The organism is Campylobacter concisus, assembly GCF_003048905.1.
GTDB lineage: Bacteria > Campylobacterota > Campylobacteria > Campylobacterales > Campylobacteraceae > Campylobacter_A > Campylobacter_A concisus_V.
In genome coordinates this window covers 1,077,103-1,090,519 of sequence record NZ_PIRO01000001.1, presented here as the reverse complement: position 1 = coordinate 1,090,519, position 13,417 = coordinate 1,077,103, and the positions used below count along the sequence as shown (strand labels likewise).

11 protein-coding genes and 1 pseudogene are annotated in these 13,417 nt (G+C 40.8%); 1 reads left to right on the top strand and 11 read right to left on the bottom strand.

Annotated features, from left to right (window positions below):
• Window positions 1-11: 11 nt before the first annotated feature.
• The 8 genes and pseudogenes from CVS95_RS09565 to CVS95_RS05450 form a co-directional block, all read right to left on the bottom strand.
• On the bottom strand, window positions 12-158 hold the full coding sequence (locus tag CVS95_RS09565) for a hypothetical protein (protein ID WP_159071260.1): 147 nt from the start codon (window positions 156-158) through the stop codon (window positions 12-14).
• A gap of 126 nt (window positions 159-284) precedes the next feature.
• Entirely contained in the window at window positions 285-965 is a 681-nt protein-coding gene (locus CVS95_RS05485) for a putative quinol monooxygenase (RefSeq protein ID WP_107695842.1), read from the bottom strand.
• Window positions 966-980: 15 nt separating this feature from the next.
• On the bottom strand, window positions 981-2,417 hold the full coding sequence (locus tag CVS95_RS05480; protein WP_107695841.1) for a subtype B tannase: 1,437 nt from the start codon (window positions 2,415-2,417) through the stop codon (window positions 981-983).
• A gap of 71 nt (window positions 2,418-2,488) precedes the next feature.
• Window positions 2,489-3,259 carry an SDR family NAD(P)-dependent oxidoreductase gene (locus CVS95_RS05475; RefSeq protein WP_107695840.1) on the bottom strand — a complete coding sequence of 257 codons (771 nt, stop codon included), beginning with the start codon at window positions 3,257-3,259 and terminating at the stop codon, window positions 2,489-2,491.
• Window positions 3,256-3,894 (bottom strand): NAD(P)H-binding protein, encoded by a 639-nt coding sequence (locus tag CVS95_RS05470; protein ID WP_107695839.1) that lies wholly within the window; start codon window positions 3,892-3,894, stop codon window positions 3,256-3,258. Before CVS95_RS05470 ends, CVS95_RS05475 begins: the two co-directional genes overlap by 4 nt.
• A gap of 28 nt (window positions 3,895-3,922) precedes the next feature.
• Window positions 3,923-5,068 (bottom strand): iron-containing alcohol dehydrogenase, encoded by a 1,146-nt coding sequence (locus CVS95_RS05465; protein ID WP_107695838.1) that lies wholly within the window; start codon window positions 5,066-5,068, stop codon window positions 3,923-3,925.
• 74 nt (window positions 5,069-5,142) lie between these two features.
• Window positions 5,143-5,817 carry an anaerobic ribonucleoside-triphosphate reductase activating protein gene (locus CVS95_RS05460; protein WP_107695837.1) on the bottom strand — a complete coding sequence of 225 codons (675 nt, stop codon included), beginning with the start codon at window positions 5,815-5,817 and terminating at the stop codon, window positions 5,143-5,145.
• Between the two features lie 84 nt (window positions 5,818-5,901).
• Window positions 5,902-8,184: pseudogene (locus CVS95_RS05450) on the bottom strand (ribonucleoside triphosphate reductase).
• A gap of 331 nt (window positions 8,185-8,515) precedes the next feature.
• Here CVS95_RS05450 and CVS95_RS05445 point away from each other — a divergent pair.
• Window positions 8,516-8,923, top strand: coding sequence for a hypothetical protein (locus CVS95_RS05445; protein WP_107695836.1), 408 nt, complete (start codon window positions 8,516-8,518; stop codon window positions 8,921-8,923).
• Window positions 8,924-8,990: 67 nt separating this feature from the next.
• Here the strand turns inward: CVS95_RS05445 and CVS95_RS05440 are convergent, their stop codons facing one another.
• From CVS95_RS05440 to purB, 3 genes are read right to left on the bottom strand one after another with little or no spacing between them, the layout of a single operon-like run.
• The gene (locus CVS95_RS05440) at window positions 8,991-11,366 is read right to left on the bottom strand and encodes a ribonucleoside-diphosphate reductase subunit alpha (protein ID WP_107695835.1); all 2,376 of its coding nucleotides are present in this window, start codon (window positions 11,364-11,366) and stop codon (window positions 8,991-8,993) included.
• 21 nt (window positions 11,367-11,387) lie between these two features.
• Entirely contained in the window at window positions 11,388-11,951 is a 564-nt protein-coding gene (locus CVS95_RS05435; protein ID WP_107695834.1) for a hypothetical protein, read from the bottom strand.
• Window positions 11,952-11,956: 5 nt separating this feature from the next.
• The gene (purB, locus tag CVS95_RS05430; RefSeq protein WP_107695833.1) at window positions 11,957-13,288 is read right to left on the bottom strand and encodes an adenylosuccinate lyase; all 1,332 of its coding nucleotides are present in this window, start codon (window positions 13,286-13,288) and stop codon (window positions 11,957-11,959) included.
• Window positions 13,289-13,417 lie beyond the last annotated feature (129 nt).

Here is a 13,417-nt window from a genome sequence, read left to right as displayed (position 1 = left end):
TCTCCTTAAATTTACTTGCAAACAAAGCTACTTGCCTTGCTCGCGTCACCGCCCACGTATGTAGCCACCTTTGGATACGCACACACCAAAAATTCCTTGCCAGCGTAGGTCTTACTCTTAGCTAGCATGCTCTTTATCCTTTTCGTTCCACGCCGCATCTATCATCTCATTGTTTAAAATTTTCACATCTTTTAAACTCTCACACCCTGCCCTATCAAGGGCAAAAGCCGTGCTACTAATGAGTGCTAGTGCGCAAAAAAGTTAAATTTTCTTCATAGCATCTCCTAAAATTTTATCTTACTAAATGAGGTCTCGTTTTTTAGACCAAATCCGTCAAATTCATCTATCAGCCCAGCTCGCTCTTTGGCATAAGCTTTGTAGTTTTCGCTGTGACGGTAGCTCTCAAAGCTAGCTTCATCTTTGTAAATTTCAACCAGCACCCATTTGCTTGGCGCGTCCTTTTGACTAAAGGCAAACTGTGCAAAAGCACCCTCATCTACGCTTTTTTGCATATATTTTTTGATGATCTTTTCAAATTTCGTATCGCTCTTTGCTAAAAGGCTTAAATTTGTGATGTGAAAGTAGGTATCTTTTAGCCTCTCCGGCGTTAAATTTTTAGAAAACGCAGCCCTCTTTTTTACACCAATAGCCTTTTTGCTAGCCAAAATTTCAGCGCTTGCGCTTGCAAATTTCTTAAAATGCGCCGAGCTTATATGCTTTTTATAAGCCGCCTCGTCCTTGTAAAACTCAAGCAGGTAAAATAGCTCTGGCTTGCTCTTTGCGCTTACAAAAAAGATCGCCTGTGTGCCTGGCTCGCTCTTTGAGCTAAGGATATTTTCCCTGCCAAGCTGTCTCAGCAAGCTCTTGTTATTTGGCGTTGAAAGCAGCTCGTATAAGCTCACTTTCGCCTCCGCCCCAAAGGCAAAAGCTGCCGAAAATACTAATAAAAATAGCTTTTTAATCATCAAATTTCCTTAAATTTATTTCTCAACCACTCTTTTAATCCAAGCAAAAAGCTCGTCTAAATCGTAGTCGCCGCCATGTCCTTGTCCCCAGATCGCTTCAAAATCAACCTCTTTGCCAGCATTTTTAAGCGAAAGCGCGAGCATAGCAGGTACGGCAAGGGCTAAGTCGGTGTCGTTTGTGCCCTGTCTTATGCGGTAAAATTTCGCCGAATTTTTATTTTTGACGTAGTTCATCGCATTCATCATCTTTATGACGCTAGCCTCCGCCATCTCGCCCTCGCTTCGCTCTTTTGCAAATTTAGTAAAGTGCTTTGCAGGCGTTTTGCTATCGCCAAAAAGGTCATTTTCAGGATTTTCTAGCCCAAATCCGTCAAAGGCAACCACCGCTTTGGCGCGTTTTAGCGAAGCGATGAAGTCTTCTAGCTTAAACGTATATCCAAGCGAGCAGCCCTGCGTATCAAGCGTGATAAATTTAGGCGTGAGCGTGCTTTTGTCGTTGCTTTTTGTAGCGGTAAATGCCCTTGAGATGAGGGCGTTTATATACTCTTTGAAGCTGCCCTCGCCCTTTTCATCAAGGCTTAGCGCGTGGCCTTTGGCGTCTTTTAAATTTAGCGAGTTTAGATAGGCTGGGAATTTACTCTTTAGCTCGCGCGAGAGCTCTTTTTGCGTGGCGTTTAGCTCGCCTGTGATAGTCTTTTGCTTTTTGCTTCTGTTGTTAAAAGAGCTCACATCAAGACTTGTAAAATCAATCCTTTCAAATTTATCCAAATCCCCAAACATCCACTCATACGCCTCATCCTCATGTTCTAAATTTGTAACAGGGCAGTAGGCTGAAGCGGCGTAAATTTGATCGTCTGCTCTTGCAGCTCCTAGCTCTTTAAGATATGGCTCGTACTCTTTTGCATTTGCGCTTGCGCCAAGAAGTGCTGACATCGCGCCGCCTGCGCTCGTGCCGTTTGAGATGATCTTATTTGCGTCGCCTGGCATAAATTTGTCGTTAAATTTAAGATATCTAACAGCCGCTTTTAGATCGATTATCGCAGCTGGGGCTTTGCCGATAAATTTCTCGCTATCTTTTAGCGTTCTGCCTCTAGCGCCAACGCTTGCCACGACGTATCCTCTAAGAAGCGCCTCAAGGGTAGCATTTGGTTTTTCGTTTATGATTTCTGGCTTTGGTGGCATTGCGCTCATGTAGCCGCCGATCGCATTTGGCATAAAGATAGCCCCTTTTTGGTCGCTAAATTTCTCCTCTGGCACGTAAAAATTTAGCACCTCGTAGTCGCTAACTGGCTTTGCCACATAGACTATGCCTTCATAGGCTCTAAATTTAAGCGTCCTATCGCCAACTTGCACGCTTTTTAGCTCAAATTTGTTTTCATCAAATTTAAGCTCATTTCCAAAGCAAGCGCCTACTAAACAAACCCCTAAAATAGCAACTCTAACGCATTTCATGATCTGCCTTTTTATTTTATCCTACTTTTTTGCTTTACTAGCCTTGGCGTAGGCTACCAGGGCTTTAGCGCCTAGTTATCTTTTGGATCGTATTTGATCGCGTAGTCAAATTTTGGCTTGCTTAAGCTAAACTCAAAGCTATCTCTATCCACCGAGCCAACGCAGTAATGGCTATCATAAAGGCGAAGCAAAAACTCCGCCATTTCTTCACTCGTGTGGTACTTTTTAAACGCTTTGTCGTAGTCGTAGCTCTCTTTGCTAGTTGCCACCATGCCAAATTCTGTCTTTGTAGCAGCTGGAGCCAGCACTTTTGCTTGCATCTTTGCCTGCTTGTCCTGTACTAGCTCGTGGTAAAGCCCCTCGCTAAAGGCACTTACGAAAAATTTGCTAGCGCAGTACGTGACGGCGTTTGGCACGATCTTATAGCCACCTATCGAAGAGATATTTATAAGCTGCGTATCTTTGTCTTTATATTTTTTAGTAAAGAGCGTTGAGAGCGTGACAAGTGAGATGATGTTTAAATTTATCATCTGTGTGATTTTTTCTAAATTTTGCTCGCCGACCTTGTTATAGTCACCAAAACCAGCGTTGTTTATAAGCGCTTTTAGCTCAAATTTTTCTAAATTTTGCCAAAGAGAGAGGACATTTTCTTGCTTTGAGAGGTCGCAAAGCTCTATCATCACATCGACATCTGCAAATTTAGCTATCTCGCCTTTTAGCTCTTCTAAAAGCTCGCCACGTCTTGCAACAAGGATCAAATTCTCCCCACGCTTTGCAAATGCCTTTGCCACGGCCGCTCCTATGCCTGAACTTGCTCCAGTGATGGCGATGTATCTTTTCACTTCGCATACTCCATCGGGCTATAAATTTTCACGCCCTCGCTGTGATCTTGTGCCACTTCAACGACCACTTTAGCGATATCTTCTGCTCTCATTGGGCGGTATTCGTCAAAAAAGCCTTTTGGGATAAATTTAAACGCCTTTATCGCTAGATACTCGCCTAGTCTAAATTCTTTTCTATCAGCCTCGATAAGTGGCGTTCTTACGATCTGAAGCGAGTTGTAGCCAAGCTCTTGTATTTTGCTTTCTGCTTGTCCTTTTACTTTTAAATAAAATGAACCCGACCTTCTACTAGCTCCTGCCGCCGAGATAAAAACAAAACGTTTTACCCCACATTCCAAGCCAAATTTGGCAAAATTTATAGGATAAGTCGCATCCACCTTATAAAACTGCTCTTTATGCTTTGCCGCTTTCATCGTTGTGCCTAGTGCACAAAAGACTTCATCAGCAATAAATGGCACTTCATCTTTAAGCTCATCAAAATTTATTACTTTTACTTCAAGCTTTTCATGAGTAAATTCTAGCTCGTGCCTAACAAGAGCGATGACCTTACTATAATGCTCACTCTGGCATAAATTTTTTAAAATTTCACTTCCTAAAGCACCACTAGCTCCAGCTATAAGGGCGATCTTTTTCATACTTTTCCTTTATAAATTTAGATAAATTTTATCTCGCTAAGGCAAAAATTTCACTTATAGCTTCTTTTGTATAAATTTGCTCTAGCCTCCTACCTTTCGCATAGTCATAAACTAGAGCCATGATCTCATCTAAATTTGTATCATCAACTCCGATTTCAATAAGACTTGTTGGTGTGCCGATCTTGCTAAACCACTCTTTTAGCCTCTCTATGCCTGCGTCTGCGTCATCCACGCCAAAAATTTCTCTACCAAAACGCTTAAATGCCTCTAAATTTCTACTCTTATACCACTTCATCCAAGCTGGCATAACCACACTTAGCCCAGCTCCATGCGCGCAGTCCACGACTGCACCTATGGCGTGCTCGATCATATGATTTGGATATGAGTAGCCAGCCGTTCCGACGTAAGTTAGGCCATTTAGTGCCATCGTAGCAGCCCAGGCAAACTCGCCTCTAGCGTCGTAGTTTTCAGGCTCTTTTAGTAAAATTTCAGTCGTTTTCATGACCGTTTTGATGTTTGCTTCGATGTATAAATTTATGATCTCAGGCTGGATGCTCGCCGTAAAGTAGCCCTCGATGCTGTGAGCGATGATGTCTGAAGCTGAATAGACCAAGTACTCCTTGCTAACGCTTGCTTGAAGAAGTGGGTTTATCACCGACACTTTTGGGTAAAGACAAGCGCCGTGCATGGCAAATTTCTCTTTTGTGGCTTCGTTTGTGACGACTGCGCCGCCGTTCATCTCTGAGCCAGTTGCAGCTAGTGTTATGATGTCAAAGATCATAAGCGCTTCACTTGGATCTTTACCGGTAAAAAAGTCCCAAACGTCGCCATTATATTTAACTCCAGCAGCCACAGCCTTTGCCGTGTCAAGTACTGAGCCACCACCTATGGCTAGCACACTATCGACACCTTGCTTTTTAGCTAAATTTATAGCCTCATTTACCTTGCTTAGTACTGGATTTGACTTCACGCCGCCTATCTTACAAAACTCGATACCATTAGCACTTAGACTCTTTGCTGCGACATCAAAAAGGCCATTTTTTATGATCCTATCGCTACCATAGATGATAAGCGTCTTTTTAACGCCAAATTCTTTCATGTATCTGCCGATATTTTGCTCTTTGTCTTTGCCAAATTCTATTTTTGTAGGGTTTAAAAAGCTAAAATTTTGCATAGTTTCTCCTTATTAGTTTTAATGATTATAGTTTTGCAAAGCAAAAATTTTTGTTAAAAATAATGAGTAGAAATTTAAAAATTTCTTAGTTTGATAGGAAGTTTTGAGATGATTTTTTTCGGATCAAAGCTACTTTTAGCATCAACCAAATTTCCAAAATTTTCACCTGTGCTAAGGAATTTTTGCAAATAATAATTGCCTCTATATCCAAGGTCATAAAGAATTTCAGACATCAAAGAAATATCTGTTTCATCTAAAAAATCTGCATGCACGGTTGTTCTTACTTCAAAATCAAAATTTATCTCAAGCAGATATTTTAGTGTGCTAATAAATTTTTCATATAAATTTGAGCCAGTTACGCCCACAAATTTCTCTTTTGGTGCTTTAAAATCAAGTGCGATATAGTCAATCAGCCCTTCACCTATCGCCCCTTTTAAAATCTCAATATGAGAGCCATTTGTATCGACCTTTAGGCAAAAATTTCTTGACTTGACCTCTCTTGCAAGTTTTAAAAACAAAGGATTTGCCGTGCATTCGCCACCGCTAAAGACGATACCATTTAGCTTGCCTATGCGGCGGTCTAAGAAGTTACAAACCTCAGCCATTTCTATATTGCCATTTGAATTTACAACTTCTATATTGTAACAATACACGCATCGCATATTACAGCCTGCAAACCAAACTACCGCAGCCACTTTGTCTGGATAATCAAGCGTAGTAAATGGCGTTATACTAAAGACTTTATGCAAATTTATGGACCTTTTGAGATTTAAAAGGCACAGAAGATTGTGCCTTTTTATTTGAGTTTTTTATATTTTTATTGGCTGCGGTGATTATCTTTTGCAGCAACTTGCGTATTCATCAAATTTAATACGCTCTTTGTGCTCGCCTTTTTTACCAAGGTTAAAGCTCTCAACTGGGCGATGATAACCCATAACACGAGTATAGACTACGCATTTTGTGCGTTTATCTTGTACTTTTTCTAAAATTTCTTTTTCTGTCATTTCCTCTCCTTATTTGGAATTGTTTTTCTCTTTTTCTATTAATTCTGCATCGCAAAGCGGACAAAATTCATGTTCTCCAGCAATGTAGCCATGTTTTGAACAAACGCTAAACACAGGCGTTATAGTGATATATGGAAGCTTATAATTTGAGATTATGCTCTTTACAAGCTCCTTGCAAGCTTTAGGTGAGCTGATCCTTTCTTTCATATAAAGGTGAAATACTGTGCCACCAGTGTATGAAGTCTGAAGATCATCTTGCAAATCAAGCGCCTCGTAAGCATCATCTGTAAAATTTGCTGGAAGCTGGGTTGAGTTTGTATAGTAAATATTCTCTCCCCCACCTGCTTGGATGATGTCTGGATAGCGCTTTTTATCCTCTTTGGCAAAGCGGTATGTTGTGCCTTCAGCTGGAGTCGCCTCAAGGTTGTATAAATTTCCAGTCTCTTCTTGAAATGTCCTTATCTTGTCGCGCAAAAACTCGACCATCTCAATAGCAAAATCACGTCCAAATTTTGTTGAGATATTCTCCTTATCATTTGTGAAATTTCTAAGAAGCTCGTTCATGCCATTTATACCGATCGTGCTAAAGTGGTTGTTAAAGTGCTTTAGATATCTAGCCGTATAAGGATAAAGCCCTCTGTCATACATCTCTTGTATAAATTTGCGCTTCTTTTCAAGTGTCGATTTAGCAAGCTCCAAAAGATAGCTAAGCCTGTTATAAAGTGCGACTTTATCACCTTTGAAGTTGTAGCCTAGGCGAGCTAAATTTATAGTGACAACGCCAATAGAGCCTGTCATCTCTGCGCTGCCAAAAAGACCACCACCTCGTTTTAAAAGCTCTCTTAGATCAAGTTGCAAACGGCAGCACATAGAGCGAACATGTCCTGGTTTGTAGGCTTTTTCGTTTTCTATCTTATTGCCATTTTCGTCATAAGTGTATTGTGAGCCGATAAAATTTTGAAAGTAGCTTGAGCCCATTTTGGCAGTATTTTCAAAGAGTACATCCGCTACTTCACTATCCCAGTCAAAATCCTCTGTGATATTTACCGTTGGTATAGGAAATGTGAAAGGCTGCGAGCACTTATCGCCAGCTGTTAAAACCTCGTAAAATGCCTTATCTATGCGTGCCATTTCAGGCTCGAAGTCCTTGTAGGTCATATCGATCAAATTTTTTCTGCCACGCTCGTTTGCTTTTTTCAAAATTTTCTCGTCTTTTACGTTTGTAAAAAGGTGTATATCATCACTCGTTGGGATCTGATCTCTTAGATCGCTTGGGCATGTGATGTCGATGGTGACGTTTGTAAAAGGGCTTTGTCCCCAGCGTGCAGGAACGTTTAGGTTAAATATAAAGCTAGTTATCGCCTTTTTGATCTCGGCGTCGCTTAGATCGTCTTTGAAGACGTAAGGCGCAAGGTAGGTGTCAAAGCTAGAAAACGCCTGAGCACCCGCCCACTCGCTTTGCAAAATTCCTAAGAAATTCGCCATTTGATAAAGCGCCTCTCTAAAGTGCTTTGGCGCTTTACTCTCAACCCTACCACGAACACCGTTAAAGCCCTCATTTAACAAAGCCCGTAAGCTCCAGCCAGCACAATACCCTGTAAGGCAGTCAAGGTCGTGGATGTGGTAGTCGCCATTTCTATGAGCTAGGCCCTCTTCTTTGCTATAAACAGCGTCTAGCCAGTAGTTTGCTATGACTTTACCAGCGGTGTTGTTTATAAGGCCTGCGTTTGAGTAGCTTGTATTTGAGTTTGCAGAAATTCTCCAGTCAGTGCCGTTTATGTACTCATTTATCGTTTGAGTTGAATTTATGTAGGTCGTATCGTCATTTAGGCCTAAAATTTGCTCACGCTGAAGCTTGTGGGTATGACGGTAGAGCATAAAGCTCTTTAAAACGTCGAAATATCCGCTATTAAATAGCTCTTTTTCGATCGCATCTTGGATGTCTTCGACTGTTATTGCGCTTGATTTTTGAAAGATATCTTGGACAACATTTGTAAAAACTTTCTCATCATAAGCTAAATTTTCGCTAGCAAATGCCTTTTTTATCGCATCTACTATCTTATATGCTACAAATTCTTGTCTTGTGCCATCTCGTTTTAAAATTTCACGCATCGCCCACTCTTTCCGATTTTTTAATATGGAGTTTTAAAGTATAGGACAAGAAAGCTTAAACAATAGACAACTATTTTATTTTGTTTAATAATATTTATCAAAAAATATAAAATTTTATGAAGTTTTCTTAAAGAATAAATTTACGTTATTTAAGTATTTTAAATTAATTTTTGATTATTTTACTTAAATAATTATTTTAGTTTTACTTTTTAAAATAGTATATTTAAATTTTTCTTTCATATAGATCTTTATTTAATTTATGTCAATACTCGCCGGTTTTCAATAAAGGAGTTTAAATGAAAAAATCACAACCCTCGCTCTAGGTCTACTTTTGGCTGGCTGTACAGCATCAAACGGCGTAAAATCACCCGAAGATGGCATGATGAAAAGCTTTGCAAAGTGCGCCTTAAAATCAGATAGCACAGTCATTATGCTAGTACCAAGTCGTGGCTTTCTTGCTGACACGATAGCTAGCGCAACAACTAGTGTTTCAAACAATGACGGAGGCTTTTATAACAATCTAACAGCTGAAATGCAAAAGGGCGTAAATGCCTTTGTGATCTACGGCGAAAGCGGCATGAAAACGGAGTCACTTATGGCAAATGTCTTTACAAGGCTAAAAGAGCATAATGTAAATGGCATGCAGTTTTGCATATCAGCAGGACTAGAAAATAGCGAGAAGCTAAGCAAGCTAGCAGATGAACTTGGTATAAAATTAAGCTTTGTGACACTTCCTTAAATTTATAAATTATAAATTTAATAGACAATTTAAAAATTTAAGAGAGAAATTTCTCTCTTAAATTTACCTACTGACAACCCTCGCATTCGATCGAACGGTCGGCCACGTCGTTTAGTTTTTCGCTATCTGGGCTTTCAGAGCGTAGATAGTAGGTTGATTTTAGTCCAAGCTCCCATGCAAGTGTGTAAATTTCACTTAGATATCCGCCACTTGCTTTATCAAGACTCATAAATATATTTAGACTTTGACCTTGGTCGATCCACTTTTGGCGGATAGCACCTGCTTTTATAAGAATTCTCTGATCAAGCTCGTAAGCTGGCGTGTAAAACTGCCAAGTATCTGGGCTTAAATTTGGCACGACATTTGGGATCATACCGCTTAGGTTGTGCTCGAACCACTTGCGCTTATAGACTGGCTCGATAGTCTGAGTAGTGCCAACAAGGATCGAGATCGAGCTAGTTGGAGCGATCGCCATTAGGTAGCCGTTTCTCATGCCGTCGCGCTTGACTTTTTCTCTTAGCTTGTCCCAGTCGCAGACATTTTCGTCAAATAGCCCGCCTTTGTCGTTTAAAAGAGCCTTTGCATTCTCGTTTGCGGTGTCTATCGGCATGATGCCTTTGCTCCATTTTGAGCCTTCAAATTTTGGATAGACGCCCTTTTCTACGGCTAAATTTGAGCTAGCATAGATCGCGTTGTAGCTTATGTTTTCCATTATGCTATCAATGAGCGCCAAGTGCTCATAGCTGCCCCATTTTACGTTTTTCTCAGCTAGCATTTGCGCTTCGCCCATGACGCCAAGGCCGATCGAGCGAGATGATAAGTTTGTGTGTTTTACCTTTTTGTGCGGGTAGAAATTTAGGTCTATAACGTTATCAAGCATCCTAGTAGCTATCGGCACGACACGCTCGATGTCCTCTTTGCTGTTTATCTTGCTTAAATTTATACTTGCAAGGTTGCAAACTGCCGTTTTGCCCTCGATGCTCTCTTTTTCTACGATAAAAATTTGCCTGTCTTTTAGGCTATCAAGCGCGCTAAGCTTTTTGGCTTTTTTAGTTATGCCACTATCGACCGTGACGTCTTCTTCTTCGTCAAATAGCTCCTCGCTGCCATCTTCATAAGTGATCTTAATCTTATAGTAGTTTGGCGCTGTGTTTTGGAAAATTTCGGTGCATAAATTTGAGCTTCTGATGATGCCCTCATGGTCGTTTGGATTTGCTTTGTTGGCATTGTCTTTAAAGCATAAAAATGGCATGCCTGTTTCAAAATAGCTAGTTAAAATTTTTTTCCAAAGCTCTTTTGCAAGGATGGTGTTTTTCTGGATATTTTCGTCGTTTTCATACTCTAAATATCTCTTCTCAAACTCCTCGCCGTAAAGGTCGCAAAGGTCGCTTACTTGAGCTGGGTCAAAGAGGCTCCAGCGGCCATTTTCTTTAACACGCTTCATAAATAGGTCGTTTATCCAAAGTGCAGGGAAAAGCTCGTGTGCGCGGCGTCTCTCTTCGCCTGAGTTTTTACGAAGATCGAGAAAATCGCTCACGTCCATGTGCCAAGGCTCGATATAAACAGCGATTGCTCCCTTTCTAGTGCCTAGCTGATCTACCGCTACTGCGATGTCGTTTGTCACTTTTAAAAATGGGATGATACCGCCAGCTGCGTTTTTGTGTCCGTCGATACTACCGCCCATCGCACGCACCTTGCTCCAGTCCCAGCCGATACCGCCGCCAAATTTTGAAAGTAGCGCCATCTCTTTGTAGCTATCAAAAATTCCTTCGATATTATCAGGCGTACTGCCTACGTAACAGCTGCTTAGCTGGTGGCGTGTAGTCCTTGCGTTTGAGAGTGTTGGCGTGGCTAGCATCACTTCAAATTTAGAGATAAGGTCGTAAAATTTCTTAGCCCAGCCTTGACTGTCTAGCTCGTTTTGCGCTAGAAACATCGCGATCGCCATAAACATGTGCTGTGGTAGCTCGATCGGCATGCCATTTTTGTCTTTGATAAGATAGCGGTCATAAAGCGTTTTGATGCCAAGGTATGCAAACTGAAGGTCGCGCTCAGGCTTGATGTATGCATTTAGATCCTCAAGATCGTACTTCTCTTTTAGTCCAGGGATGATGCGGCCTATTTTTTCGCCCTTTGCAAGATAATCTTTTAGATGGTTGTAGCCGTTAAAGCCGGTCACTTTGTGATAAAGGTCGAACAAAAATAGCCTCGCAGCGACAAATGTCCAGTTTGGGCGGTCAATGTCGATCTTATCAACTGCTGTTTTTATAAGAGTTTGCTGAATTTCCTCAGTAGTTATCATATCTCTAAACTGGATTTTTGCGTCTACTTCAAGCTCGCTAAGGCTTACATTGCTAAGGCCAAAAACGGCTTCATTTGTATATTTTTTAATCTTACTTATATCAAGCTCTTCGGTTCTTCCATTGCGTTTTATAACTTTCAAATTTTTTCCTTATCTATAATTTTATAAGCCAAGTCCGGCAAAATACGGCAAACAAGCAATAAAGGCATCAACAGATTTATCGCCAAGCCATTTGACGACTTCCATTAGCTTTGATTTTTTTTCTTGATTGTCTTTGCAATATTCAAGCTCACTAAGTATTCCTTTTAATTCATACTTTAAATTTTTAGCAAAAATCTCATCTGGAATTTGATCTATTTTTTCCATCGCGCTTTTGATGCTAATATTTTGAGTGATATTGGCGTTAGCTGTATTTGTATTATTTATACTTATAGAACTTTGGGTATCTTTTTTAAGTACTCCGTTGGCTCCATCTTGAAGTTTAGCGGCGTATAATTCTAATTTTTCAATAAATTGTTGTAATTCGTCGGAACATTTTTCGTAATAAATTTCATCTGTTTCATAGTTTGATATATTGTAATAAGAAATATAAATTTCATCTTTATTATATTTATCAGCCATGCTACACAAAAATCGATACGTTTTTTCATCATTTTTTTCATTTATAACAATACGTGCTTTATCTATATCTCTTAATATTATTTCAACTTGTTTATCATTTGCCATTCAAATTATCTCCCAAACACTCTAGCAAAAATTTTATCTACGTTTTTGGTGTAGTAGTTGTAGTCGAAACACTCTTTGATCTCATCTTTGCTAAGGCTCTTAGTTAGATCCTTATCGGCTAGTAAATTTTGTAAAAATAGACTATGGCCTTGCTCATCAATCGCCTTCTTGCCCTCTTGCAAGTCCGCCCAGACCTTCATGGCATTGCGCTGAACGATCTTGTAGGCGTCCTCTCTAGAAATTCCGCGCTGTGGCAGTTGTAAAAGCACGCGCTGTGAAAAGACTAGACCGCCTGTTAAATTTAAATTTTTCATCATATTTTCTGGATAGACGACTAAATTTGCTATCAAATTTTTGATGCGAACCAGCATAAAGTCAGCCGTTATAAACATATCTGGCAGGATAAATCTCTCAACCGAGCTGTGACTGATGTCGCGCTCGTGCCAAAGGGCAACATTTTCAAGAGCTGGCGTGACGTATGAGCGAAGTACTCTGCAAAGGCCGGTGATGTTTTCACTAAGGACTGGATTGCGCTTGTGTGGCATCGCGCTTGAGCCTTTTTGTCCTGGGCTAAAATACTCCTCCGCCTCATAAACCTCTGTCCTTTGGTAATGCCTAATGGCAACTGCGATCTTCTCACAAGTAGAGGCTAGAACTGCGATGGCGCTCACCACATGTGCGTAGCGGTCACGCTGGATCACTTGATTTGACGCTGGGGCAGCTTTAAGGCCTAGCTCCTCACATGTTAGCTCTTCAAATTCCATCGGAGCGTGGGCTAAATTTCCCATAGCGCCTGAGAGTTTGCCGTAGCTGATCGTATCTTTTGCATCTTTGATGAGCTTAAGCGCCCTTGCGATCTCGTCGTACCAGATGGCAAGAACAAGGCCAAAAGTTATCGGCTCACCGTGGATGCCGTGGCTTCTGCCAACCATGAGCGTGTGCTTGTGCTCATTTGCCCTATCTTTGACCGCCTGCATGAATTCCTCTACGTCGCTGATGATGAGTTCTAGGCTCTCTTTCATCTGAAGCGCAACGGCTGTGTCGATGCAGTCGCTTGATGTCATGCCGTAGTGAACAAACCTGCTCTCCTCGCCAAGGCTTTCGCTGACGCTTGTTAAAAATGCGATGACGTCGTGCTTTGTCGTCTTTTCTATCTCATCGATGCGAGTTACTTCAAATTTAGCGTTTTTGCAAATTTTCTCGCAGTCGCCGTCGCTTATGAAGCCAAGCTTATTCCAAGCTTTAACGGCAGCCTTTTCTACCTTGAGCCAAGCGTCATACTTTGCTTGCATGCTCCACTTATCAGCCATCTCTTTGCGTGAGTATCTTTCGACCATTGTTGAACCTTTTTGTATTAGTTTTCTTTATCATAAAAGTAAATTTTAGCCTTGAAAGCTAAAAATCACATCGTATAATTTTATAAAATTTAAGTTTGGATTATATAAAATCCGTGCTGAAATGTCGGT

Coding starts and splice junctions, on each gene's coding strand:
- CVS95_RS05435 (WP_107695834.1), bottom strand. CDS start 11,951: ATGGCAAATGATAAACAAGTTGAAATAATATTAAGAGATATAGATAAA.
- CVS95_RS05465 (WP_107695838.1), bottom strand. CDS start 5,068: ATGCAAAATTTTAGCTTTTTAAACCCTACAAAAATAGAATTTGGCAAA.
- CVS95_RS05485 (WP_107695842.1), bottom strand. CDS start 965: ATGATTAAAAAGCTATTTTTATTAGTATTTTCGGCAGCTTTTGCCTTT.
- CVS95_RS05480 (WP_107695841.1), bottom strand. CDS start 2,417: ATGAAATGCGTTAGAGTTGCTATTTTAGGGGTTTGTTTAGTAGGCGCT.
- CVS95_RS09565 (WP_159071260.1), bottom strand. CDS start 158: ATGCGGCGTGGAACGAAAAGGATAAAGAGCATGCTAGCTAAGAGTAAG.
- CVS95_RS05470 (WP_107695839.1), bottom strand. CDS start 3,894: ATGAAAAAGATCGCCCTTATAGCTGGAGCTAGTGGTGCTTTAGGAAGT.
- purB (WP_107695833.1), bottom strand. CDS start 13,288: ATGGTCGAAAGATACTCACGCAAAGAGATGGCTGATAAGTGGAGCATG.